Raw genomic sequence first — 25,246 nt, 5'->3', positions numbered from 1 at the left:
TTCCTTTTTTTAATTCATCATTTCCATTAACTCCAGGGCGCGTTTAATGGATTTTACATTTTCAAAAGTCAATAACAGTCGCAAACCGTTTTTCGTTTCCTTTTCTTTCATTTTGCACAAATTGCCCTGCTGCTGTACAAATCGCAGTACATTGTGAAAACGTGCCGACTGGTAGAAATCCGATTGCTGGTCGGCAACAAAATAACCCACCATCTTGCCTTGCTTTAAGATGAGCTTCTCAATACCCATTTTTGTAGCGATCCATTTTATGCGGATGCTGTTCAGTAAGGCAACAGCCTGTTTCGGCAATGGTCCGAAACGGTCAATTAACTTTTGTTCATATACTTTCAGGTCTTCCTCCGTTTTAATAACACTCAGTTCGTTATACAGGTTCAGACGCTCCGAAATATTGTTGATATATTCATCCGGGAATAAAAGCTCGAAATCGGTATCAATCTGGATATCTTTTACATAGTCTTTGGTCTCGATATCATTCTCTTCCGGATACAGATCCTTAAATTCGTTTTCTTTTAATTCCTCGATGGCTTCATTCATAATTTTCTGATAGGTATCAAAACCGATCTCATTGATAAAACCGCTTTGCTCACCACCCAGTAAATCGCCGGCACCACGGATTTCAAGATCTTTCATCGCAATATTGAAACCGCTCCCCAGTTCGCTGAACTGTTCCAGTGCCTGGATACGCTTCCGGGCTTCCTCCGTCATGGCAGAATAAGGCGGGCAGATAAAGTAACAGAACGCTTTTTTATTGCTTCGTCCAACGCGTCCGCGCATCTGGTGTAAATCCGACAATCCGAAATTATTGGCATTGTTAATGAAAATAGTATTTGCATTCGGCACATCCAGTCCGCTTTCAATGATGGTTGTAGCAACCAGGACGTCAAACTCGCCATCCATAAAGGCAAGCATCAGCTCTTCCAGTTTTTTACCGTCCATCTGGCCGTGTCCTACGCCAACTTTGGCTCCGGGAACCAGACGCTGGATCATTCCGGCAACCTCCTTGATATTCTCAATACGGTTGTTGATAAAATAAACCTGTCCGCCGCGTTCAATTTCATAGGAAACAGCATCGCGTATTATTTCTTCATTAAAACCAACAACATTGGTTTCTATAGGGTAACGGTTGGGCGGAGGTGTCGTAATAACCGATAAATCCCTTGCCGCCATTAAGGAAAATTGTAAGGTTCTCGGGATAGGCGTCGCGGTTAACGTCAACGTATCGACATTCTGGGCAATCGTTTTTAATTTGTCCTTAACGGCTACCCCAAACTTTTGCTCCTCATCAATAATCAGCAAGCCCAGGTCTTTAAAAACAACATTTTTATTAACCAGTTGGTGGGTTCCGATGATGATATCGAGTTTACCGCTTTCCAGATTTTTAAGAATCTCCGTTTTTTGCTTGGCAGTACGGAAACGATTCACATAGCTCACGTTAACCGGCATGTCTTTTAACCGATCGCGGAAAGTTTTGTAATGCTGGAAAGCCAGGATTGTTGTGGGTACCAGGATGGCAACCTGTTTGCCGTTGTCTACCGCTTTAAATGCGGCACGAATGGCGACTTCCGTTTTTCCGAAACCAACATCACCGCAAACCAGACGGTCCATCGGTCTGTCGTTTTCCATATCGGCTTTCACTTCCTGTGTGGCTTTAGACTGGTCCGGCGTGTCTTCATAAATAAAAGAACTTTCCAGTTCCGCCTGCAGGTAACTGTCGGGCGCAAAGGCAAAACCTTTATCCAGTCGGCGTTTGGCGTATAATTGTATCAGGTTGAAGGCGATATGTTTAACACGTGCCTTCGTTTTCTGTTTTAAAGTCTTCCATGCAGAAGAACCTAATTTGTATATTTTGGGCGGCGCACCGTCTTTTCCGTTGTATTTGGAAATTTTATGCAGCGAGTGAATGCTCACATACACGATGTCGTTATCGGCATAAACCAGTTTTATCGCTTCCTGTGTTTTGCCTTCCACCTGGATTTTCTGCAAACCGCCGAATTTCCCGATGCCGTGGTCAATATGCGTTACATAATCGCCTACCGATAGTGTGGTAAGCTCTTTTAACGTGATATTCTGTTTTTTCGAATAACCGTTTTTAAGATTGAATTTATGATAACGCTCAAAAATCTGATGATCGGTATAACAGGCAATCTGGTTTTCTTCGTCTATAAAACCCTGGTATAACGGAGCAACGATGGTTTTATACTGCTTCCGGATGTTTTCGTGATTCGCCTCATCAAGGGTCTCGAAAATATCGTGGAAACGTTTTGCCTGGCCTTCATTGGAACAGAAAAGATAATTCTTGTAACCGTTAAAATGATTGTCGTTCAGGTTGTTTAAAAGCAAATCGAACTGCTTGTTAAACGAAGGCTGCGGCTGGGTGTGGAATTCCACCGTTTTCTGCGTTCTGAAAATGGGTTTTGAAGCAAACTCCACTATGGTAAAATCCAAAGCCTTCTTAACGAAAGAAGTCTGGTTTAAAAACATGGTTTCCGGAGTGGCATGCTGGATCTCTTTCGATAATTTTTCGAAAGCCTCATTGGCCTTGTCAAACAACTTGTCCAGTTTGCTCAGCAGCAAATCGGTATTCTGGATAAAAATAACGGTTTGCGGATTGATATAGTCTAAAAAGCTTTCGCGGTTTTCCTTCAGGAATTTGTTTTCCACATTCGGAATGATCGTGATCTTTTTCTGCTTTTCAATAGAAAGCTGTGTTTCTACGTCGAACGTACGGATACTGTCCACTTCGTTTCCAAAGAACTCCATACGATACGGATTGTCGTTGGAAAAAGAGAACACGTCAATAATACCACCCCGAACCGAAAATTCTCCGGGTTCGGCCACAAAATCAACTCTTTTAAAATTGTATTCGAAAAGCACCTCGTTGATAAAATCAATCGAGATATTGTCGCCGGTAGCCACTTTCAGCGTGTTTTTGTCCAGTTCCTTCCGCGTAACCACCTTTTCAAAAATCGCATCCGGATAGGACACAATTATGGAAGGCTTTTTACGGGAATTGATGCGGTTCAGCACTTCGGCACGAAGGAGAACATTCGCATTGTCGGTTTCTTCAATCTGGTACGGACGGCGATACGAACCGGGATAGAACAAAACGTCCTGGTCGTTTATCAGGTTTTCCAGATCATTTAAATAGTAAGCCGCTTCTTCTTTATCCTGAAAAAGAAGCAGAAATGGCAGGTCGCTTTTTGAAAAAAGGGATTGTACCACAAAAGACAGGGAAGAACCAACCAATCCTTTCAGATGCAGTTTGTTTTCTCTTTTTTGCAGCTGGTCTGCCAAAAGACTCACTTTTGAAGACTTTTCGTATATGTTTACTATATCGGGTTTCAAAAAATAGATGGTTTAAAGTTGATGGGAAATAAATCCCAGCAGTTTATTTTTTAGGCTCTGAAAAATTTGCTCTGGCACGGCGCACGGTGTCAAGCGCCTGTAACATTTCCGTTTCTCCAATTTCTTTAGGAATTTCCATTTTATAAAGAATTTCATCCATTTGGGTTTGTACGGACATTACTTCTTCCGAAACTTCATGAATTAATGAAATCACTTTTTTAGTCGGGATATAATCCAGGGAAATAAAGGTTTCCAGCGATTTAACTTTGGTGTTCAAAGTCGACAGACGGCTTTTTACCGCAGGTGTATTGAAAATCACCGGGATATTATTGGTTAGCGAATCCGATTTTTTAACCAGGGTGATCGTCTTTAACTTAAAAGCATTCAGGGTGCTTTTCGGTTTCTGAGCCAGTTCCTGTTTGAACTGGCGCCATTCTTCCCAATTCTGGATTTTGCTTTGTACTTTCGGACTTACGGCCGGAATGTCGAATTTCCAGTTGGAATTGATAATGGCAAAAACGGAGTCCCTTTGCTGTAACGATTTTTGATATTCGATCTCACGTTCATCCTTGTTGTTGCATGAAAAAAGAAAAAGAGAAAAACCCGCTAAAACCGCTACTATATATTTCATTTGTTTACTTAAAACGTTTGTATTAAACAACAAATTTACAAATGTTATCCAAAACTTCTTTTTTTATGGGAATTTGTTAACTAAAATTAATTGTCCGGTGAAATAATAGGGTCGGAAAGTAGCCTGTAGATTTCCTTGAATGCGCTATCTTTGTCAAAAATATAGCTACGCAAATAAATATGAATACAACAATTTTAATTATTGGTGCTTGTGGTCAGATCGGGTCTGAACTTACCGTGAAATTGCGCCAGATATACGGAAATGATAATGTAATTGCTTCCGATATCAGAAAAGGGACACAGGATTTTGTCGCTACAGGACCTTTCGAAGTGGTAAACGCAATGGACTTTAATCAGATTGAAGAAGTTGTTGAAAAATATAAAGTAGACGAAGTGTATTTAATGGCAGCATTGCTTTCGGCTACAGCCGAAAAAAATCCTGCTTTTGCATGGGACCTGAATATGAATTCGTTGTTTCATGTTTTAAATCTGGCGAAAGCTGAAAAAATTAAAAAAGTATTCTGGCCATCCAGTATTGCAGTTTTCGGACCGACTACGCCAAGAATCGATACACCGCAGTATACGGTTATGGAACCGTCTACCGTTTATGGAATTTCAAAGCAAACGGGAGAAAGATGGTGTGAATATTACCACCAGAAATATGGTGTGGATGTGAGAAGCATCCGTTACCCGGGCTTGATTTCGTGGACCACACCACCCGGTGGAGGCACTACAGATTATGCGGTGGATATTTACTACAAAGCCCTGGAAAATAAAAGCTATACCTGTTTCCTTTCGGAAGAAACCGCTTTGCCAATGATGTATATGGACGATGCGATAAAAGCAACGATCAGCATTATGCAGGCTCCGGCAGCAGACGTGAAAGTGCGTTCTTCCTACAACCTTTCGGCGATGAGCTTTACACCAAAAGAAATTGCCGCTTCGATACAAAAACACATCCCGGAATTTACAATTGATTACAATCCTGATTTCCGTCAGGCAATTGCAGACAGCTGGCCGGCAAGTATTGACGATAGTTACGCCAGAAAAGACTGGGGTTGGCAACACGACTTCGACCTGGAAAAAATGACAGCCGTAATGCTGGAAAACCTTGCTAAAAAATAATAAAAAAACGCTACCGGAATAAGGTAGCGTTTTTCATTTAAAACAAACTTACTGTTGCACTACCTGCGGTCGTAGTGACTCTAAAACGACCCCAACCTCACCAATAAGGTCGTTGGGAACGCTGTTCTTTTGTGCACCAATCACAACATCGCCAATAAATTTGTCCATGTCGGCATTGTTAGCCTTCATTGCCATTCTCGGGTTTGTTGCCGGATTGTGTGCGTCTGTCATGTTTAAACCGGTATAAGAGAAATTTTTGGCACCTGTGCCCACGCAAAAGAAATCGGTTAGATTTTTACTCAGTATCGCCAGATTGGTTGTATTTCCGGAACCAACTTCCGAAAGTAATGTGGCAAAATAAGGCTGTAATTGCGGATCGGCAGCAATTACAAAAATTGTACTGTCCACTACAGAGCGCAATCCCAAACGGCCCTGTTCGATCATTTGCCCGGAGTTTCTCGGATCGGCAACCATGGTTGTCCCTCCTAATTTTTGATAAAGCGTTGGTGGTGTAACGGGTGTAGGCGTATCATCATTATCGTTACTACAGGCATAGAAAGCCGATAGGCCAACCAGAAGAAGCCCTGCTAATGTTAGTTTTGAATAGATTTTCATAATAATTTATTTTATAGTTAATTAAAAAGTTTTTGTATTCCATGTGAAAAACGATAAGAGAAAGAATTGCGGTCCATAACAGGGCAGCCGGAATTTTTCATTTGATCCGTAACAACAAAGCGTTCTGCTTTATAATTTCCTTTTTCCAGAAGGGCATCAAAAGCTTTCTGAGAATCAACTTTATTCAGGTTGTGGGTATATACCAGTATGCCGTCCTTAATGTTGAAATAGGTGTTTTCAACACCATCAATACTTCGCAGCTGGGCATTGATAACTTTGGCTTTTGCCGAATCAATGGGTTCTTTAAAATCAATACGGCTTAACTGTAAACTCATATTGTCATAGCTTTTTGGAGTAACCATCAGGATGTGGACTACCAGTGTGATAAAAAGCAGTGCAATAATCCCGAATAAGCAGCCTGCTATCCATTTAACTTTTTTGTTGATTTTCATAGCGCAGTTCGTTTATAAGTTTGTTAGGTTTATGTACGGGAAAAAAAGGACTATGGTTTTAAAAAAAATGAAATAAAAAAAACCGGACACTTTTATCGGTGTCCGGTTGGTTGTATCGGGATGTTTTTCTGAGCTATTCTATTTCAAATATTGCCTGGATTTCAACAGCTGAATTTACAGGCAAAGAGGCTGCGCCAATGGTTGCCCGGGCATGTTTGCCTTTTTCTCCGAAAACCGTTGCTGTAAGATCGGAAGCAGCATTCATGATGGCAGCATGCTGTGTATATTCGGGAGTGGTATTGAAAAAACCGGTTAATTGCACACATTGTTTTACCCTGTTCAAATCACCGCCGCAGGCATCTTTAAGCACAGCAATAACATTCAGCATTGTTTGGTATGTGGCTTCTTTAGCCTGTTCTTCGGTTACTGTCACGCCAATTTTTCCGGGATTTACGATTTTCCCGTCTTTCAGTGCCACCTGATTAATGTAAACTTTATGATCGGAAATTACATAAGGCACATAATTGCCTACCGGTTTTGGTGCTTCGGGTATGCTGATTTTATTTTCTCTCAGGGTTTTGTTCACATCCGGAGCGGTATTGCCGGAAGTGGCAGGCTGTTTTTTAACGGAAGTAAAAACTTTTAAGGCGCTTGCTGTTTTGGCTAAGGCCAGTCCCTGTTCTTTAGCCAAAGCCAGTTCGCTTGCCGAAGGACGGGTTCCGTTTGCACCGCTTAAGGATGACGCACCGAAAGGAGTATTTCCCTGCGGAACGGTTTTGTCTGTTTTATCGGAAGCCATTAATCCGGTTGGGATAATTACCATGCCGTGCATCGACAGGATGTTCCAGAAAGACTGAATGGCGGCTTCCCTGCCCGATCCGGATCCGGCAGACATGAATACCGTTGCCGGTTTGCCTTCCAGACTTCTGTCGGTCCATATCGGGATGCTTTTGCTGAAAAAGTAGCTCATATCGGCACTTACATTAGCAAAATGCACCGGACTTCCAAATGCGATTCCGTCATAAGCCGGAAGTTCGTCAATGGCAGCAACCGCTAATCTGGCTACTTCCGGACTTAGTTTCGCTTTTTCATCAATTGAAGGAACTCTTTTTATCGTCACCTTTGTATCCGGAAAGGATTTGGCCCCTTCGGCTATGGTTTGTGCCAGTTTGTAGGTTCCTCCGTTCTGGGAATGAATTAAAACCAGGATGTTTGTTTCTTTAGTTTGTGCATTCATTTTTATCGGGTTTAAAACCATTGTGAAAGCCATACAGATAAAAAAGATGTTCTTCATGATAGATAAATAAAAGAGCACCAAAAACAAGACCGGATGCCGGATACCATTATCCGGTGTAACGCTGTTTGCATGCTCTGGTTTGAGGATGCAAAATTAAATTTTAAAAAAAGGAAAATAGTTATTGTTTTCTTAATTGATTGACCAGTTTGTCCTCAAGAGCACTTTTAGCCTTTACCACTTCGGTAATGTTGTCATTAGGTACGGTCATGGACAGTACATAGTGTTTGATTTTCCATTGCCCTTCGGTTTTAACCATAACACCGGAGCCCCTGCATATCTTCATTTGCGTGTCCAGCAGCTCATCAAACCAGGCTAACGAAAGGTCTTCGTTAAAATAAATATGGCGTTCCAATGGCGTAAAATTCCAGGCTTTTCCTCTTTCAAAAAACGGTTTGGCAAATTTCTGAAAAGCGGTTTTGTCCCAGTTCTCGGTAGCATCGGTACCGATAAATATGGCATCGTCCGTTAATTCATTGAAATAATCGTCATAATTGGCTTCTGCCGCTGCTTTGTGCCAATCGTCGAGTGTGGTGCCGATTTCCTGTTTTTCTTCGTTAACGGTTTCCTCGCTGGGTTTCATGCAGGAGGTGAAAAGAGCGGTAGCCGCCAGTATTGTTATTACTTTTTGCATGGTTTAATTATTTATAAGTACTGTTTTGATGTTTACAAATTCCCGTATTCCCTCTTCGGAAAGTTCCCTTCCGTAACCGGATTTTTTGACACCGCCAAACGGTAACCGCGGGTCGGATTTTATCATCTCGTTAAGGAATACGGCACCTTCTTCAAAAGCGGGTATTTTGGTTTTGATAAAAGGGATGTTCTGTGTGAAAACGGAGACGCCCAGCCCGAACCGGGAGTTGTTGCTGATTTTTATAGCGTCTTCAATCGTATCGAAAGTGATTATGGCCGCGACAGGTCCGAATACTTCTTCGTTAAAAACCGGCATCTCTGCTGTGATGTTGGTCACTATGGTCGGTTCAAAATAGGCATCATTGCGATGACCGCCCAAGACTACTTTGGCACCCATGGCAATGGATCGGTTAAGCTGTTCTTCCACTTCCTGTGCTAAATCGGCTCTGGCCATCGGACCCACCTGTGTTGCGGGATCCATCGGGTCGCCCATTTTTAGCTGGCTCACAGCAAGGATATATTTTTCTAAAAAGGATTCGTAGATGTTTTTTTGGATCAGGAAACGTTTTCCGGCAATACAGCTTTGTCCGGCATTTTGCATGCGGGCATTTACCGCAATACTAACCGCTTTGTCCAGATTGGCATCTTCACAAACAATAAAAGCGTTGCTTCCGCCTAATTCCAGTAATGATTTTTTCAGGTGTTTCGCCGCTTCCGTGGCAACGGAAATTCCGGCGTTTTCACTTCCGGTTAAGGAAACCGCTTTAACATGCGGGTTGGCAATAACTGCGGCAACTTCCTTGCTGGAAATAGGCAGGTTCTGATAGATGCCAACCGGGAAGTTGCTTTTGGTGAAAAGTGTTTCGAGCAGCTGTGCCGTTTCCGGAACGTTGCTGGCGTGTTTTAAAACAATCGTATTTCCGGCAATTATGGACGGAACGGCAAACCGGAAAACCTGCCAGAAAGGAAAGTTCCAGGGCATTACGCCAAGTAGCACGCCTAAGGGTTCATAGGTTGCATAACTTTCTGTGGCTTCTGTTTTTATAATCCTGTCCTGCAAAAAAGCAGCTGCATTTTCTATATAGTAATCACATAGTACCCCGCATTTTTCTACTTCGGCAACCGCCTGCGTAATGGGTTTGCCCATTTCTGCCGTGATCATTTCGGCATATTGACGCTTGTTTTCCAAAAGGGTTGTTTTCAGTTGCCGGATACAGGCTATGCGTTCGGTTATGTTTACCGTTTTCCAGTGTGAGAATGCCTGTGCTGCAGCATTTATTTTTTCAGAAGTGATTTCAGAAGTCATCCGTATCTTTAATTATGGTCTATTAGTAAAGATACTTATTTTGAAAAGAATGTGGTGTTAAAAATAGCAGGTGTGTTTTAATATTTCCTGTTTTAGAAAGCATTTCCAAAAGATATTGCTGCGGTTTAAGACTTCAGTTTCCGGGTGTTAGTTTTGAAAAAGGAATAAATGGGACAAAAATTAATTACACCCGTAAGCAGTAAAAACAGCCCGATGGCTAACAGTATATAGCCAAAAGTTCCGGTTACGATTTCTGTGGAAACCAGTAAGGACAGGATAATGGCAACGGTGATGCGGATGATTTTGTCGATGTTACCGATATTTTTTTTCATGGTTATAAAGGTTTAGGGGGCTTAACTTTTATGAGAATTGATAACGGAAATAAGCGCATCTTTTGTGATTATTCCGGAATGCCGCCAAAGCTGCCTGCCTTCTTTGAAGAGCAGCATGGTCGGGACGCTTTTTATCTGGTATTTTGCAGCGAGGTCCTGATTTTTATCAATATCGATCTTGAGGATATGAGCGGTATCGCCCAATACAACTTTTGCTTCTTTTAACACCGGGGCTAATGCGGTACAAGGCTGGCACCAGGTTGCAAAAAAGTCAATTAAAACAGGTTCTTTCCTATTGGTTATTTCAGAAAAAGTGCTCATAAATCATCTTTTTTAATTAAGCATTGCGTGTTAACGTTATTGTTTTCTCCTTTTGTATGGAAGGGTGCAATATTGCGACTGGCATCCGAAATTAAATAATGCCTGGAACAGGAAGAAAAGCGCAAACAACCCGAATATCCAATGGTTGCTGTCATAAGCAGTATAGCCTAAAAACAAGGCAATGGCAAGACGGAAGAACCGCATAAAATGCCAGTTCTGGAATGTGTTTTTCATGATAAATGTTCCTTTTGACTTATAAATTTACGAAAAAAAAACGGAGATAGGATGTAACTTTTGTTACATAAATGAAGTTAGCCGAAATAAAACAAGGTTATTTCGGCTAACTTTTATAGCTGATCCGGGCATCCGGACCTATCTTTTCATGGCAAAATGGGAGCGGAATTCCTTCTCTTCCCCATTTTCAATGTATTTTACTGAAAACCAATAATCGGTTGAAGGAAGCGGTGCGCCATTATAAGTCCCGTCCCATCCTTTTCCTCCCGGAAAGAGCTGTTTCAGGAATTTTCCATAGCGGTCAAAGATGTACACTTTAGCGTTTGGCTGCCCTTTAATTCCGGCGATATGCCAGGTGTCATTATAGCCGTCGCCGTTCGGGGTGAAAAATTTGTCATAATCGAGGACTACCACTTCTATTCGGGTAGGATTACAGCCGTTATTGTCATGAACGAGTAGGGTATGTGTTCCGGCAGCTACATTCTCAAAAACTGGCGAAGCCTGTATCGGTTCCTCGTTTAGCTGATAGCTGTAATTTCCGGCACCCGTAGCGTGGATAATGATGTTGATAATGTCATTAAAAGAATATTCCACCCGTGCGGTCGCGATAGCCGGTTCCGAATGTCCGACTACGGCTTCTGCCGGAACCGATTCGCATCCTGTTGCGGTATGTGTGGCCACTACAAAATAATGACCGGGCTGTGTTACTTCCAGCGCGGTGCCGGTTTGACCGGGTATTAGTACGGTTCCGTTGTACCACTCAAAAGTATGGGTTGTGGCACTCAATCCTGAATGGATAATATGGCTGCTCAGAACGGCTCCGGTAACCGGATTGTAGCACACAAAACCACCATTTGGCACCGGTTCGGGCAGGCGGTTGACTTTTATATTAAAGCTTGTTTCGGCGGCACATTTCCCGACCGTATTTTCATGAATGACCCTTACATATATTATCTGCGGATTGGATTCGTTTTCAAAAGCAGCCGGATTGCTAATCGGGATATTGGCATTGAGGTTTGCCAAATCGGAGTAATAATGAATCGAATAATCCGGATTGTTTGCCTGATACGGACCTAAGATCACCGGATCTAATGCGGTTAAATCAAAAACGGTGTGACCATTGTTAGTACCATCGGTATCGCATACGGTTGTAGCATGAACGGGCGGTTTTGTAGCCGTTGGACTGGTTTCGGCAATCAGCTGTAATGTTGTGGTGCTGATACAGCCGGTCAGGTTGTTTTGAATGCTTACCCAAAGTAACCGGCTCGTGCTTATAAAAATTGCAGGCAGCGGATTTACTGCCAGTGCCGCATCACTTTCCGCAAGGTGATAGTTCACGGTAAACGTATTTGGGTTTTGTCCGGCTAAAGCGGCTTCATCTTTTGTATGTAAGGTAAAAGTGGCTTTTCCGTCATTGGTATTGATACAGCTGTAATAATCGCTGATGCTGCCGGCTGCCGGTAAAGGATGTACAATGAGCTTTTGCTCGATAATAACAGCACAATCGGTAAGTGTACTCACCGGATTTGTGGTAACCCTGATCCAGATACTTGCGGTGGTCGTTTCATGGCTTGTTGGATTGACGATGCTGTTGGAACCGTCAATGGCGTCACTTTCGGTGAGGTGATAGGTGATCAGGTCGGTACTGCCGTTTAAAACATAAGCGGCATTTGTAGTCAGATCAAAAACTTCTTTCAGATCCCCGGGATTATTATCGTCGCAGGATTCCAGCGGAACGGGATGAGTGTTCGGATTGGGAAGCGGGATAATGTGTGCCGTTAAGGATGTTACGGAAAAGCAACCGTGGCTGTCTTCAAAGCGAACCCATATTGTTTGCTGCGGTTGCGTTAGCAGGTATGCAGTTGCGGATAGCTGATCGGCAATTAACGCGGCATTGGCGCCAGCCTCGGAGGCATAACAGCTGATGGTATAGCCGGACGGATTGCTGTGCAGCAGGTTGTAATAGTCCGATATGCTGATGACTTCCGTGCCATTCCTGTCGAAATCACAGCGGCTTATTGTTTGAGGAGTCAGTATAATGGCTGGCGGATTGATAAAATGAAGTTCTTTTATAAGGCTGCATCCGGTTGCAATATTCCTGATTTTTACGAAAAGCGGTGTCGCAAAATTTGAAAATATATAATGCTGCGGATCGGCTATGCTGTTTGTACCGGCGTTGGCATCCGAAGAAGACAGATAGAACTCGAGTGCCAAAGCCGCTGGATCATAGGCAGGAAGCAGGTCGTAGATGGTCTGGGTTAAGTCAACCTGTTCTGTTCCGTCGGCATTGTTGTCGCAAAGCGTTATCGGATTGGGTAAAGAATATTCTTCGTAAAACGGATTTAAGGTTATGGTTGCCCAATTGTCGCAATGGGTGTTTGGCGCAGACAGCCTTACATAGACCGGATTCGAATTGGGTAGCGGATTCGGGTAGGCGCCGGGATTGGCAATCGGGTTGGTATTCGACTGCAAATCGGCAATAGCAGAAAAATACTGGAATTGAATTCCCGGCTGGGCAGTGATAAGCCCTTCAGCTGTTGTTAAATCAAAGGCTTCTATACCGTTGTTATCCGTATCACATTCTGTAAGGATTACGGTATCTGTTAACAATGGTACTTCCGGTTTGTGTTCCAGCGTTACCGTTTTTGTTTTACTGCAATTATTGCTGTTGGTACCTTTTACATAAATGATTTCAGGAAAATCATTTGGATTAATAGTATAGTTGGTAATATTCGTAATGGCATTGCTATTGCTGGCAGCATCGGCTGCATTTAAGAAATACTGGAAGCTGTAAGGCAGCGGATTTTCGACTACAGTGGCATTAAGCAAGGTTAAATCAATGGTGTACAAGCCATCTAAATTATCATCACAGACATCGTAGGTGCTGTTCACGAATTTTGGCAGGTTGTAAATCTGAAGTTCCAGCGTTTTAACCGTGTAGCAGCTGGTGGCAAGGTCTTCGAACCGGACATATACAAAAGAGGTCTGGCTGGCAGTTACCGGATATATATCTGGGGTTGCAATAGGATTTGCACCTGTAGCGGCATTGGCAGGAGTGTTGTGAAAACTAATGGTATAACCGGAAGGATTGGTAATCATGTCCGGTATGGAAGCGGGTAAATTAAAAATACCGCTAAGCTCGTTTGTGACCGAAATATCACAGGCCGACTGAATGGTATCATTGGCAATTATTAGATATCTTCTTTGAAAAACAATCGTTGTGATGGCAAAACAATGGGTAATGGTATTGGTGACTCTCACAAATACAGGAGGGGAAAAATTGTTTGCGTCGAATGAGGAAACGGTAAAGTTTGTCGTACTCAAATTTGGAATGGGATTCAGTTCCTGTAAGGCATCGCTATATAAATTGTAAAATGTAAAAGAAGTATTTGCAGGATTACTGATAAGCTGGTCCTGGTAGCTGTTAAGGTTAACGGCCTCGCTTCCGTCTCCGAGGTTATCACAGATAACAGCCGTTACCGGGGTTACCACCGGAGCAGGGATTAATTGAATGGCAACAGGTACTATGCGGGCACAGGCAGCGTTTGTGCCATTGGTTATTTTTACATAAATGGTATCGTTATGCTGAATGGTGAAATCAGCCGGAATTTCGGGTGCTCCTGCCAGGGCATCGGCCATGTTTCCGAAATACTGATAGGTGTAGAGCAGGTAATTGGAAGTGATCTGAGCGTTAAAAACAGCCATGTCGGCAATGGTTTCGCTGTTGTCGTTTTCGAAATCACAGGTAGTGACCACAGAATTGACCGTTAGCGGGAACGACAGTATGGCAACGTTGATCGGGACGATTCTTTCGCAGCCGGTAACCGTGTTCTTTAAATAGAGGTAAATACTGCCGGTAACACCTAAAATAGAAGTGTCGTAAACAAAAGTATCCCAGTCGGGTAAAATTTCGTAAACCGGATCGTTGTTTTGAGCAGCGGTCAGGCTGGTGTATAATTTTTTGATAATAGGTTCCAAAGGGTTTTCGATAATAACGGAAGCAATAACCTGATTCAGGTTGTCAAAAAGAACCTGTCCGTCATTGTCGGTATCGCAAATTTCAACCACGCCAATTGGGTTGGTAGCCACAGAATTAAAGAAGCCGAAATTTACCTGCTGTATGGTCGGGCATTCATTCGGAGCCGTTGCCGGATCTTCTTCAATTCTTACCCATACAACGGTCATTGGGTTTATCGGATAGTTTGCCGGGGAATTGATGAGGTTGGTCTGGTTAAAAGCACCGGCTGAGGTGGTGTGGAAGCTCACTAACGGGCTGTTAAATCCGGAGGTAAGTCCCGGAATCATCGTTGTCAGGTCGTAAAGTTCGGTGCCGTCTGCCCCGATATCGCAAACCTGCCGGTTAACGGGAGTTCCGATGTTAAAAGGGGTCAGGATAAAATTCAGGTCATAATTAGAGCTACAATTATAGGACTTTACTTTTACGTATACAATCGTATTGGGGGAAGAAACCGTGATGCTGGTAATCGGGTTGGTGCCGGCGTTATAATCGGTTATGTTTGCAAAACAGCTAACGGTTTCCCCGGGATTTTCCAGTTGTATCTGGGTGATATAAGGCAGCAGGTTAACCGTTTCGTGTCCGTCGTTTAAGAGGTCACAAATGGTATAATCCTGGTTGACATGTTTGATAAACTTAACCGGAATGACCAGCTTTATAATGCCGACAACCCCATTAACGTCGACATAGCGTACCCATACTGCGGAAAGCGGTACAACCGGAAAAAAGCTGCTGATCTGGGTGCTGGTTAATGCTGTTGCGGGATCTTCGGTCTGGGCACCGTTTAAAGTGGTATAAAAGCCTAACGGAACAGGAAGCGGTACAATCGCGCTCATCGTACTGTTGTAAACTACATTCAGGTCATAGGAAGGAATGGGTTCGCCAGTTTCCAGACAGGCACCAAAGTCGCCTCCGCCGCCAGTTCCACCACCGCCTCCGCCACCGCTTCCACCGCCACCCATGGCTTCGCAAAAGCGGATCGTTGCCGGTACTATCGTGCTGCAATAACCGGATGCATTGATCGTCATATAAAGGGTTGTTTCCGTATGCGGTGACGGAATGCTTACCAGATAATTGTTCGGATTGGCAATCGGACTGATGCCGTTCTGTGCATTATACAGCGAGGTATAATACTGGATGGTCAGCGCATTTGTATTTGCAGGACCGGTTATTATGGTTACCGGAATTGAAGTTAAGTCGAATAATTCGTGTAAATCAAAATTCGGATCGTTAATGCAGAACGGGGTAATCGGAGCCAATTCCAGTTTCGGCATTATTCTCAAGGTGATTTTACGTACTGTAAAACAGCTGGGATTATTGGCGTTCACGACTCTGATGTACACGTCATAAAAGCCAGGAGGATTGTTTACGGTTATACTGGTTACAGGATTGATCCCGGCATTGGCATTGGGCAGATTATGGTAGTACGAAACAGTCATGCCGGGCAGATAGCCGCTAATCTGGCTTGTTAAACCGGGTAAAGAAACCGGTTCTGTACCGTCATTATTGGTGTCGCAGATGCGGATTTCCTGATCGGCTATTTGAGGTGTCTGAAATAATTTTACAGTAATCTTGCCGGTGGCATAACAGCTTCCTTTGGTTACTCTGTAATAAAAGGTGCGGGTAGTGGTGGTCATGTGAAAGGTGTCCATGCCGGGCAAAGCATTTGCGTTGGCATCGGCTTCCGCCTGGGTATTGTGTATTGTTTTGATAATTCCGGCTTCCGCAGGCAGTAAGCCGGCAATGTCTACGATTTCATCGGGGAAAGGATTGGCGGTATCGCAAAAATTTGCAGAAATGTCCGGTGCAACGGGATAATCCAGGTCGTAGTTAATCACGATGGTATTTTCCATAGTAACGGGCGAGCAGGTGTTGTACAGCACTTTTGCATTGTAAAAAGTAGAATAGTTGGGCGGTATTATTTCTATTGGGTTGGCATTTCCTAGGTAGCTGCCGGCAGCATTGTACCAGGACAAGGTAGTACTGCTGGCACCACTGGGTAGAAATTGATAGGATTCATTTTGGGCGGCCCAGGTGCCGGTGTTTCTTTGCGGCGGTGCGATTCCTTTTGTGCCATTGGAATTGTTAAGCCCTATCAGTGAATTTCCGTTTCCGTTGGCGCTGATATTTCCGGTACAGGTCAAAGGTTTGTCTTTTACATTCACCTCAACGATATTGGTTGTTTCGTTCAGGATGATCTGAAATGTGGATTTCCGGGTATTCGTACCATAACAGTTAAAATGGTTAACGGCATTAAAATTTACGATAAATTTTCTGAAAGGGGCTGTTCCGGTGGTCAGGTAGGTAACCGTGCCGCAGTTTTCTCCTGTGGCACAGCCAAATCCTGCCGGAATGTTGAGCATGTCCTGAAACCCGCCAAAAATGGCATTTCTGACCAATGATGGGTTGGGAGTAGTATTGATTATCGATGAAAAAGCACCTTCGGGAACGCTGCTGTCGTACCCGAAACGGACGATGCCATTATCGCCTACGGTAACCGAATTATAGTTGTTGTTGTAGAAACAAAAGGTAAAACCCATTGGGATGGTGCTGCTCCAGGTGTCGTCTCCGCTAAATACGATAGGCGTTCCATCGGCAAAACTGCCGGTTTGGTTGAACGGAACGCTTTCAACGGTATATTCTGTGGTACTTTTTAAATCGGGAAAGGTTGCTGTCAGCCTGACTTTTTTGGGCGGAATAAAGTTGTAATCACAATCAATAGTTATCGTGCCGGTGGTATTGTTATGATCGGATATAATCAACTCCGGAACCTGACCGTATAGGCTTTTGGAAATAAAGCTGATAAAAATAAAAAGGAAGGTAATTGTTCTGATTTTCATTTTTGGAGTGGCTTAAAATAATGTATAGGGCTAAAGGTGTTGCAAATGTAAAGAAATGTACCCGGGAAGTGTTGGATTTTAAACAAGTGTATGAGAAATATAACTTTTTTGAGTGAAGGTGAGGGTGGTAGATATCGTTTTGTGAGGATAATTGTTTTTATTTTTCCGTTGTGAATTTAGGATGTCTCTTTTTTTATGATCTAAGAGAGTCTTTTGAGGATTGTTTGTAAATGGTGTTGGAATTTTTTGAAAGTTGTAAAAGCGAAAAGTCTTTGGATGTTCAATATAAAATAATTTAGCTTTAATGCTGATTATGAGTTCACTTAATGATTTTTTGATATATTAGCTAAATAAAATTGTGTGTAAAATAGTGTAAAAAATAAGTTAATTTTTTATGTCAGATAAGATTAAGATAGGGATCCTTTTATTTTTCATTTGTACAATGGGAAATTCTCAGAATTTTTATGTTTCGCCTTCCGGTAGTGATAGTAACTCTGGGACATCAACAGGTGCTGCGTTTAAAACAATAAACAGAGCGAAGGAGAAAGCAAGGGAAATAATTGCTGTAGGAATGACTCAGGATATTAACATTAATATTATGTCTGGAGAATATGTTCTGAATCAAACTTTGGAATTTACAGCTTTGGATAGCGGACATGGTGCGTATTATGTGAATTACAAGGCGTATGATCCGGGAATGCCAAAGCCGATAATAAGCGGAGGTGTAAAAGTTACCGGGTGGGCAATACACGATCAATCCAGGAATATATGGAAGGCTAATATCGGAGAGTTGTATTCACGGCAACTTTACATAAATAAAAAGAGGGCTGTTAGAGCCAGGACTCAAAATGCAAATGGAGTTCTGGAAACAGCATTAGGGTATTTTTATACGTGTAATGACTTGGATTTTGTAAATATGCAGAACATTAAAGATGTTGAAGTTGTTTCAAATATACATTTTAGAAATAACCGTATACCTGTTAAGTCTGTTTGCGGCAAGCAGATAGTAATTGATACTGAATTTTGGAAAAGAATACACAATCAAAAAACATTTGAAAAAGCACCGGCAGACTGGATAGAAAATTCATTAGCGTTTTTAGATGCAGAGCAAGAATGGTATATTGATAAACAGTCGAATACGCTGTATTTAAAGCCGTCTAATAGTGTGACTACTTTAGCGGCGGTTAATAATCTTGATGTGGTAATTCCTAAACTGGAGAAACTCATAACCGGAGAAAATGTCAGGAATATAAGGTTTAAAGATGTGGTGTTTTGTTATTCAACTTGGAATAAACCTTCTGAATTCAATGTTAACAGGGATTCTAATTTTGGTTTTTTTGCAAATCAGGCAGATGATTTGCTTGATGAGAACGGAGTTCATAATGTGTTGCCGGCTTCTGTATCTTTCATTAATAGTCATGGACTGGTGTTCCAGAATAATGTGTTTGAACATATTGGTTCCACAGGATTATCCATAGGTATTAGTTCAAGGAACAGTATTATTTGTAATAACCAATTTTTAGATATTTCAGGAAGTGCCCTACATGTGGGGGATATTAATAATGCTCAAAATCCATGTTTGAGCCCAAATTTAGATATTGATTATTATAATTCAACATGTTTACCAAATGATTATTCCTATTTACTGGTGGCGGATAGTTATATTAATAATAACTATATCAATAATGTTGCTAATGAATATTCCGGATGTGTTGCGATATTAGTGTCTTTCGCAAGAAATACTGTTATTAAGCATAATACGATATCTGGTTTTCCGTACACAGGGATATCTGTCGGATGGGGGTGGAATAATAAAATTGAGAATGGAGTAAATGAAATAGCGTATAATAAAATTGACTGTTCTTCGCAAACAATGGCAGATGGAGGCGGTATTTACACTCTTAGTTCACTGGGGTCAAATAATAACAGATCTTCGGTACATCATAATTATATCCTGAATCAAACAATTAATTTGGGAGCAATTTATTTAGATCAGGGTTCCAGTAATGTTAATATATATGATAATTTAATAGATATACAGCCAGGAGTTGTGATTCCGGAATCTATTGATTGTATCGATAATGGAAAAAACGGAAACGTCAGAGGAATCATGTGTTATAATAATTCTGTAAATGTCACTGTTGAAAGAAATCTTTATAATAAACGGTATAATGATCCTTTATTGTCAGGAGAGTGCTGGAGTTGCTCTAATATAGTTTATGATCAGAATAGTAATTTTGTGAATTTTTTTGAAACACATAGTATTATTGATGGAGCAGGTCAGCAAAGTTCAAATATTTGTAATTAATAGTTTATCATATGAAAGTAAAATCGTTTAATTTTTATTGTGTATTGTTTCTAACGTCTGTTTCATTTCATTTTTCGTATGCACAATGTCCGATAACGTTTCCTAAGTCGGACGAATTGGGAACAGGTGGGGGATTTTGTTTGGAAGGATCACCGTTAGCATCTTCATTAGACAGGAATATATGTTTTGAAAACTATGAAGGGAACCTGAATATGATTTTTAATAATGATTATAGTAAAAAAGTATTTACCTTTTTTAAGAGCGGCGATTTTAGAATGGGAAATATTAGTAATAATTCCTATTCAAAGCTTGTTATACAAGGGCCAAATATGCCAACGGATGTTAATAGTAAAAGGGATATCTCTTTTGAGTTTAACGCTGCTGGAAGCGCTAAGATCAGATCGTATAGAGGTACTTCTCAAGGAACATATCTGGAATTTTTGACGAACCCGAATAACGCGGTTAGTGACAATCCTGAAGTTAGGATGCATATTCATGATGATGGAAATGTTGGATTGGGAACGGTTGCGCCAAAGGCAAAATTAGAGGTGGTTGGAAATGCTATTATAGGGACTGTTCCAGTGGGTAAAATGCCTTCGGGATATAGTCTGTATGTTGAGAAAGGAATATTGGCAGAGAAAGTAAAAGTGGCTGTATTGAGTTCTTCTAATTGGGCAGACCATGTTTTTGAAAAAGATTATAAATTAATGCCTTTGGAGGAGGTTAAGAACTATATAGAAGAAAATAAGCATTTGCCGGATATTCCTTCATCTCAGGAATTGGTAAAAAATGGTTTGGACTTGGCAGAGATGCAGGCAAAGCAAATGCAAAAAATCGAAGAACTGACATTGTATATGTTGGAGTTAAAAAAACAGGTTGACAATTTAAAGCAGGAGAACGAGAGTTTAAAAGCGGTTATTAATAAAAAGAAATAAGCAATGAAAAGATTTTATTATTTGAGTCTTTTATTTGTTGCTAATGTGTTTGGACAAAGTTGTCCTTTAACTGTGACAATAACGACCCCGGATTATGCTGTGGGATTGACGCAATCGAATACCTGGATTAAAGGGAGTTCTAATATTTTGAATACAGCAAGTGTAAAGTTTGATGCGAGTCCTGCTTTTGGTTATATAGAATTGAATCCTGGTTTTTTAGCGAATCCAAGTACCGGGGTTTTTATAGCCCAGCCTTTGGATGGATGTGGAGCTTTAATTCCTGCTAAACAAAATGCTGAAGAAGGAAATGTAACGGAATTAACAGGAGATGTGGTGACTTTGGTGCCAAATCCTAATAATGGTATTTTTGCTCTTGAGTTGACAGGAATAGGAAATGGTGTGGTTGAGGTTTTTGATTTAACAGGAAAAAGAGTTTATGAACGGAATTTCATAAAAGAGAATAAGGAAGAAAATCTTAAAATAGAGATAGATATTCAAATGAACGAAAGAGGTGTTTATTTGGTCAAAGTAGTTTCTGATTCCGGGGTATTTACCCGGAAAGTTATAAAGCTATAGTTTTTATAAAAGACTATTGAAAAATAATCCTGATAGCAATATCAGGATTGTTTTTTTGTGATTTGTAAGTAGCTGTAAAGACCAGCCTGCTTATTCTATAAGGATAATTGATTTATTTTTTATAAATTTCCGTTTAATATGAATGCAATGAGCCAGAAAAATACGATTACCGGAAAGACAGTGGATATAGTGGAAATTTGTCCGGCACAGGAACTTTTAAAATTGCTTTCCGGTAAATGGAAACCTGAAATATTTCAATTGGCAATCACATCCGATTTGCGGTTCAATAAGCTGTTACGTCAGATAGAAGGAACGAATAAGCAGTCACTGGCAATTGCTTTAAAAGAATTGGTCGCGGCTGGTTTGCTGGATAAGGTTGTGGTTCGGCAGAAGCCGCTGCATATAACCTATACCCTGACGGAAAAAGGAAAATCGTTAATACCGGTCTTCAGGCAATTAGAGCAGATTGCGGTAACACTGTAATTTGAAATTGTCTTTATAGAAACGGAAACGTTGTAAACGAAAAAATCCCGGTATTGCTACCAGGATTTCTATTTTAGCTCCCCCTCTTGGGCTCGAACCAAGGACCCTCTGATTAACAGTCAGATGCTCTAACCAACTGAGCTAAGGAGGAAACTGTGTTTTTTTTGTCAAAAAAAGAACTTATTGTTAGATATAAAAAGCCAGCGTTGAACTGGCTTTTATTTTGCTCCCCCTCTTGGGCTCGAACCAAGGACCCTCTGATTAACAGTCAGATGCTCTAACCAACTGAGCTAAGGAGGAAGGTGTGTTACCTTTATTGCGGTGCAAATATAAGTCGAAATTTTAATCTCGCAAATAAAAAATGCAAAAAATTAGAAAAATTTATCGGCAATTAACTGGTAAATATCTTTGCCGAAAGTTAAAGCCATTAAGCTCAATAAGATAATCATTCCGAAGGTCTGTACATACCCCATCGATTTTTCACTTAATTTTTTACCGGTAATCATTTCAGCAATGGTAAACAGGGCATGTCCGCCATCTAATCCCGGGATTGGCAACAAATTCATAAACGCCAAACCGATGGAAAATAGTGCGGTAAAGTTCCAGATAAACTCCCAGTTCCATTGATCCGGTAAAGCTCTTGCAATTCCAACCGGGCTTTTTACATGCTTGTAGGCTTCCGTTTTCGGACGTAAAATCAATTTGAACTGTTTTACATTGTAAACCAAAAGCTCGTAGGACTCTTTTACAGCTTCCGGAATTGCCTGGAACAACGTTAATTTATTGATAACCTCATAGTCCAGTTTATCTTTAAAAGCCGGGATAAAGCCTATTTTTCCGTCTTTGTCAACCAAAGTTTTTAGCGTAACCTTTTCGTTGTTACGGATAACGGTAATGCTAACCGAATCGTTTTTGTGAGCGCTCAGGCTTTCTTTTAATTCATCAAAGAATCGGAAATCTTTATTGTCAATGGCAACCAGGTGGTCCCCTTTTTTGAATCCTGCTTTAAAAGCTTCCGATTTTGGCGCAATAGAATCGACTACAACGCTGGAAAGACGCGGCTGGATAAAATCACGGCCTTCTTTACCGATGATCTCTGCTTTTTGCGGATCGGTCAGGACGATGGTTTTCTTTTCTCCGTTTCTTTCCACTTCGATTTTATCACCCAATAAGATATCTAAAGTCATACGGTTAAAACGATCCTGGTATTTTCCGTCAACAGCAAGGATTTTGTCGCCGTTTTTAAAACCTACATTGATTCCGGTCTCGCCAAAAGCCAGTCCGTTTTTCTGAATAACTTCTGTAGCAATATATTTCTGCCCGTAAGTAACATACACCATTGTGTAGATAAACCAGGCCAGAAGAATGTTTACAATAATACCACCCAGCATAATGATTAAACGCTGCCAGGCCGGTTTAGAACGGAATTCCCAGGGCTGAGGCTCCTGTTTCATCTGATCCATATCCATACTTTCGTCTACCATTCCGGAAAGTTTTACATATCCGCCAATAGGCAACCATCCGATTCCCCATTCTGTTTCTCCGATTTTCTTTTTTAATAAAGAGAATCCGGCATCCATGAAAAGATAGAATTTCTCTACTCTCACTTTGAACATCTTAGCAGTAATATAATGACCGAATTCATGAAGAATAACCAATACGGATAATATGAAAAGGATTTGCCCTAATTGTATCATTTTTGAAAAACTTTTTTTATTATAAACGACAAAAGTAAGGTTTTCACCTTACTTTTTATCATGTTATTACAGATTGCCTATTTTTTTATAAAATTTTTATGAAAGACACCTTCGGAAGTACTGATTTTTAGGATATGGATGCCTTTAGCCAGTTGGCTAACGTTAATATCGCTGCCTTTTTCGGTGCTGATCAGCTGTCCTAAAGTATTGTAAATCGCTACGTTTTCCAGCTGAATATCGGTTGGCAACTGTATCGTGATCCGATCGCTGGACGGATTCGGGTACACCGCGATTGTCTGCGCAATATCGAATGAGGCGTTTCCTAAAGTAGCCGTGTTATTCTTGGAAATGATGTTTTTCTCAGGATCAAATTCAAGAGCGGTAACACTAAACGGAACCGGAACAATAAACTCCTGCCCGTTAGTAGTATTGTTTACGACTACATCGTGTGTTTGTGTTCCGTTTTTCAGGCGGATCGGAAGCGGCATTTCAAAAAAGCTCACGGAAGCATGTGATTGTGTTTGTGTCACTTTGATTTTTACCTGGCCGGCACCCCAGTTCTGAGCTGTAATAGTATAGGAAGGATAACCTTGGTTGTAAACCCAGTCGTTAAAGAACTCGGTAAGATTCATTCCGGAAGCTGTTTCAAGATGTGCCTGTAACTGAGAGGTTACCGCATAACCGTAAGCCAGTGCCGGGTCATTTAAATAATTGCGTAACGCCTGGAAAAAAACGGTATCGCCTAATTTGAAGCGCAGCATGTTGGTTACCATGGAGCCTTTGTTGTACGTAAGCCGGCTGCTGAAAATACGGTTTACATTGCTTAACTGATCGTCTGTCAGGTATAAATTACCGTCAGGCTGAGCCGTGATACTGCTGATCTTATTGTCTTTCCAGGTGATGAAATCTGCGGTACTGTCCAGATTTTCCACAACCAGTCCGGCCATATATTCGGTTAAACCTTCATTCAGCCAGACATCTTTCCAGGTGCCACAGGTGATTTTGTCGCCAAACCATTGGTGTGCCATTTCGTGTGCAATCAGGCTGCGGCTGAAACCGCCCATAAAAGAAACGGTCGTGTGTTCCATTCCGCCGCCCCATCCGAACTGTGCGTGTCCGTACTTTTCATTTCGGAAAGGATAAGGCCCGATAAGGGTTTCGTATAGGTTGATGATCGTTGGTGTTGGTGCTAAATTAGCCTGAACAGCAGTAGCGCTTTCCGGATAAATATAATTTACAATCGGGAAAGTGTTTGGTGCAATACCGCCAAGCTGATTGTATATCTGATAATTGGTTACCGCAATGGCAATCAAGTAGGCTGGAATAGGGTAGCTGTGGTGAAAATGCGTTGTTTTGGTTCCGCCGGTATTGGTTGTGCTGGAAACCTGTAGTCCGTTTGATACGCTCACATATTGGGAAGGAGCGGTGATATACACGTCAATGCTGTTGGCTTTGTCGTTAAGATCCTGCTTGCAGGGCCACCAGTCTTTGGCGCCGTAAGGTTCGGATAAGGTCCATAAAATAGGTGTGCCGGAATGGGAACTGGTTGTAAAAGCAGCATTCTCACCGGATGGTGCGCCGGAATAGGTTATTTTTACGGAACTTGCAGCACCGGTAGCCAGTGTGGACGGTAACGTAATTACCAGTTCGTCGTTTGCATTTTGTGTAAAGGCTAAGGTTGTATTTCCTTGTTTAACGCTGCTCACGGTTAATTCATTCGTTAAATCAAAAGTGATGGTATTCATGTTTTGCTTGGCAATAAAATCGGTAGTGACTACTCCCGAAATAAAATAATTGGCAGGATTAACGGTGAATTCCAGCTTATGATAGGTAATGTCATAGTTTTGAGTATTGGCATTAGCGGCAAAGCTCATCGTGCTGGAAGCGGCTTTCATTTCGGCTTCCACCATGCTGGAGAACACTTCTTCTTCGGTTTGGGCAAAAGAAAATGTGGTTGCTAATAATGCAAAAATTAAGAGGTGTTTTTTCATATACTTTAGTAAAATTTGCCAAAGTTAAGGAATAATCTAAAATAGGGGCTCGTTTTTTTCGAATAATGCGCTGATAATTAACAGGGACGGGGA

Annotated in this window: 18 protein-coding genes and 2 tRNA genes; 5 read left to right on the top strand and 15 right to left on the bottom strand. The window is 41.5% G+C overall.

Going from position 1 to position 25,246, the window contains the following annotated elements; all coding sequences use genetic code 11:
• Positions 1-9: 9 nt before the first annotated feature.
• Both mfd and B3394_RS14405 read right to left on the bottom strand, forming a co-directional pair.
• Positions 10-3,324: a transcription-repair coupling factor gene (mfd, locus tag B3394_RS14410; protein ID WP_394353042.1), complete on the bottom strand. Its 3,315-nt coding sequence runs from the start codon at positions 3,322-3,324 to the stop codon at positions 10-12.
• A gap of 85 nt (positions 3,325-3,409) precedes the next feature.
• A complete protein-coding gene (locus tag B3394_RS14405) occupies positions 3,410-3,997 on the bottom strand; it encodes a hypothetical protein (RefSeq protein ID WP_177731156.1) in 588 nt (195 codons plus the stop codon).
• Between the two features lie 179 nt (positions 3,998-4,176).
• On the opposite strand from B3394_RS14405, the gene B3394_RS14400 reads away from it, so the two are divergent.
• The gene (locus B3394_RS14400; protein ID WP_177731157.1) at positions 4,177-5,121 is read left to right on the top strand and encodes an L-threonine 3-dehydrogenase; all 945 of its coding nucleotides are present in this window, start codon (positions 4,177-4,179) and stop codon (positions 5,119-5,121) included.
• A 48-nt stretch (positions 5,122-5,169) separates the two neighbouring features.
• On the opposite strand, the gene B3394_RS14395 is transcribed toward B3394_RS14400, so the two are convergent.
• The 9 genes from B3394_RS14395 to B3394_RS14355 form a co-directional block, all read right to left on the bottom strand.
• Positions 5,170-5,736: a group 1 truncated hemoglobin gene (locus B3394_RS14395; RefSeq protein ID WP_177731159.1), complete on the bottom strand. Its 567-nt coding sequence runs from the start codon at positions 5,734-5,736 to the stop codon at positions 5,170-5,172.
• 17 nt (positions 5,737-5,753) lie between these two features.
• A complete protein-coding gene (locus B3394_RS14390) occupies positions 5,754-6,188 on the bottom strand; it encodes a hypothetical protein (RefSeq protein WP_286925825.1) in 435 nt (144 codons plus the stop codon).
• A gap of 133 nt (positions 6,189-6,321) precedes the next feature.
• The gene (locus tag B3394_RS14385) at positions 6,322-7,482 is read right to left on the bottom strand and encodes an Atu1372/SO_1960 family protein (RefSeq protein ID WP_414654275.1); all 1,161 of its coding nucleotides are present in this window, start codon (positions 7,480-7,482) and stop codon (positions 6,322-6,324) included.
• A gap of 121 nt (positions 7,483-7,603) precedes the next feature.
• The gene (locus B3394_RS14380) at positions 7,604-8,116 is read right to left on the bottom strand and encodes a nuclear transport factor 2 family protein (protein ID WP_177731165.1); all 513 of its coding nucleotides are present in this window, start codon (positions 8,114-8,116) and stop codon (positions 7,604-7,606) included.
• Positions 8,117-8,119: 3 nt separating this feature from the next.
• Positions 8,120-9,421 (bottom strand): NAD-dependent succinate-semialdehyde dehydrogenase, encoded by a 1,302-nt coding sequence (locus tag B3394_RS14375; RefSeq protein ID WP_286925823.1) that lies wholly within the window; start codon positions 9,419-9,421, stop codon positions 8,120-8,122.
• A 125-nt stretch (positions 9,422-9,546) separates the two neighbouring features.
• The gene (locus tag B3394_RS14370) at positions 9,547-9,753 is read right to left on the bottom strand and encodes a YgaP family membrane protein (RefSeq protein WP_177731169.1); all 207 of its coding nucleotides are present in this window, start codon (positions 9,751-9,753) and stop codon (positions 9,547-9,549) included.
• 21 nt (positions 9,754-9,774) lie between these two features.
• Positions 9,775-10,074, bottom strand: coding sequence for a thioredoxin (trxA, locus tag B3394_RS14365; protein WP_286925821.1), 300 nt, complete (start codon positions 10,072-10,074; stop codon positions 9,775-9,777).
• Between the two features lie 36 nt (positions 10,075-10,110).
• Positions 10,111-10,308 carry a hypothetical protein gene (locus tag B3394_RS14360; protein ID WP_177731173.1) on the bottom strand — a complete coding sequence of 66 codons (198 nt, stop codon included), beginning with the start codon at positions 10,306-10,308 and terminating at the stop codon, positions 10,111-10,113.
• 138 nt (positions 10,309-10,446) lie between these two features.
• Entirely contained in the window at positions 10,447-17,163 is a 6,717-nt protein-coding gene (locus tag B3394_RS14355; RefSeq protein ID WP_286925819.1) for a T9SS type B sorting domain-containing protein, read from the bottom strand.
• A 394-nt stretch (positions 17,164-17,557) separates the two neighbouring features.
• Here B3394_RS14355 and B3394_RS14350 point away from each other — a divergent pair, with 394 nt between their 5' ends.
• From B3394_RS14350 to B3394_RS14335, 4 genes are all read left to right on the top strand, one after another.
• The gene (locus B3394_RS14350; protein ID WP_286925817.1) at positions 17,558-19,471 is read left to right on the top strand and encodes a hypothetical protein; all 1,914 of its coding nucleotides are present in this window, start codon (positions 17,558-17,560) and stop codon (positions 19,469-19,471) included.
• Positions 19,472-19,482: 11 nt separating this feature from the next.
• Positions 19,483-20,406, top strand: a complete 924-nt coding sequence (locus B3394_RS14345) for a hypothetical protein (RefSeq protein ID WP_286925815.1) — start codon at positions 19,483-19,485, stop codon at positions 20,404-20,406.
• A gap of 3 nt (positions 20,407-20,409) precedes the next feature.
• A complete protein-coding gene (locus tag B3394_RS14340; protein WP_286925813.1) occupies positions 20,410-20,982 on the top strand; it encodes a T9SS type A sorting domain-containing protein in 573 nt (190 codons plus the stop codon).
• A 147-nt stretch (positions 20,983-21,129) separates the two neighbouring features.
• Complete coding sequence (locus tag B3394_RS14335) at positions 21,130-21,465, top strand: winged helix-turn-helix transcriptional regulator (protein WP_286925811.1); 336 nt, start codon at positions 21,130-21,132, stop codon at positions 21,463-21,465.
• Between the two features lie 77 nt (positions 21,466-21,542).
• On the opposite strand, the gene B3394_RS14330 is transcribed toward B3394_RS14335, so the two are convergent.
• From B3394_RS14330 to B3394_RS14315, 4 genes are all read right to left on the bottom strand, one after another.
• Positions 21,543-21,616: transfer RNA gene (locus B3394_RS14330), tRNA-Asn, on the bottom strand.
• Between the two features lie 75 nt (positions 21,617-21,691).
• Positions 21,692-21,765, bottom strand: a tRNA-Asn gene (locus tag B3394_RS14325).
• 71 nt (positions 21,766-21,836) lie between these two features.
• Positions 21,837-23,162 (bottom strand): RIP metalloprotease RseP, encoded by a 1,326-nt coding sequence (rseP, locus tag B3394_RS14320; RefSeq protein ID WP_286925809.1) that lies wholly within the window; start codon positions 23,160-23,162, stop codon positions 21,837-21,839.
• A 77-nt stretch (positions 23,163-23,239) separates the two neighbouring features.
• On the bottom strand, positions 23,240-25,153 hold the full coding sequence (locus B3394_RS14315; RefSeq protein ID WP_286925803.1) for a M1 family aminopeptidase: 1,914 nt from the start codon (positions 25,151-25,153) through the stop codon (positions 23,240-23,242).
• Between the last annotated feature and the right edge of the window lie 93 nt (positions 25,154-25,246).

Source organism: Flavobacterium sp. UBA4197 (genome assembly GCF_002379575.1).
GTDB classification, from domain to species: Bacteria; Bacteroidota; Bacteroidia; order Flavobacteriales; family Flavobacteriaceae; genus Flavobacterium; species Flavobacterium inviolabile.
Note: the sequence above shows the minus strand (reverse complement) of the source record. Positions and strands in the feature narration are given on the sequence as shown.

Excerpts from the sequence above, each read along its gene's own strand:
- B3394_RS14360 (WP_177731173.1), bottom strand. The coding sequence starts at position 10,308 with ATGAAAAACACATTCCAGAACTGGCATTTTATGCGGTTCTTCCGTCTT.
- B3394_RS14395 (WP_177731159.1), bottom strand. The coding sequence starts at position 5,736 with ATGAAAATCTATTCAAAACTAACATTAGCAGGGCTTCTTCTGGTTGGC.
- rseP (WP_286925809.1), bottom strand. The coding sequence starts at position 23,162 with ATGATACAATTAGGGCAAATCCTTTTCATATTATCCGTATTGGTTATT.
- B3394_RS14375 (WP_286925823.1), bottom strand. The coding sequence starts at position 9,421 with ATGACTTCTGAAATCACTTCTGAAAAAATAAATGCTGCAGCACAGGCA.
- B3394_RS14405 (WP_177731156.1), bottom strand. The coding sequence starts at position 3,997 with ATGAAATATATAGTAGCGGTTTTAGCGGGTTTTTCTCTTTTTCTTTTT.
- B3394_RS14335 (WP_286925811.1), top strand. The coding sequence starts at position 21,130 with ATGAGCCAGAAAAATACGATTACCGGAAAGACAGTGGATATAGTGGAA.
- B3394_RS14350 (WP_286925817.1), top strand. The coding sequence starts at position 17,558 with ATGTCAGATAAGATTAAGATAGGGATCCTTTTATTTTTCATTTGTACA.
- B3394_RS14315 (WP_286925803.1), bottom strand. The coding sequence starts at position 25,153 with ATGAAAAAACACCTCTTAATTTTTGCATTATTAGCAACCACATTTTCT.
- B3394_RS14355 (WP_286925819.1), bottom strand. The coding sequence starts at position 17,163 with ATGAAAATCAGAACAATTACCTTCCTTTTTATTTTTATCAGCTTTATT.
- B3394_RS14390 (WP_286925825.1), bottom strand. The coding sequence starts at position 6,188 with ATGAAAATCAACAAAAAAGTTAAATGGATAGCAGGCTGCTTATTCGGG.
- B3394_RS14385 (WP_414654275.1), bottom strand. The coding sequence starts at position 7,482 with ATGAAGAACATCTTTTTTATCTGTATGGCTTTCACAATGGTTTTAAAC.
- B3394_RS14370 (WP_177731169.1), bottom strand. The coding sequence starts at position 9,753 with ATGAAAAAAAATATCGGTAACATCGACAAAATCATCCGCATCACCGTT.
- B3394_RS14340 (WP_286925813.1), top strand. The coding sequence starts at position 20,410 with ATGAAAAGATTTTATTATTTGAGTCTTTTATTTGTTGCTAATGTGTTT.
- B3394_RS14380 (WP_177731165.1), bottom strand. The coding sequence starts at position 8,116 with ATGCAAAAAGTAATAACAATACTGGCGGCTACCGCTCTTTTCACCTCC.
- trxA (WP_286925821.1), bottom strand. The coding sequence starts at position 10,074 with ATGAGCACTTTTTCTGAAATAACCAATAGGAAAGAACCTGTTTTAATT.
- B3394_RS14345 (WP_286925815.1), top strand. The coding sequence starts at position 19,483 with ATGAAAGTAAAATCGTTTAATTTTTATTGTGTATTGTTTCTAACGTCT.
- B3394_RS14400 (WP_177731157.1), top strand. The coding sequence starts at position 4,177 with ATGAATACAACAATTTTAATTATTGGTGCTTGTGGTCAGATCGGGTCT.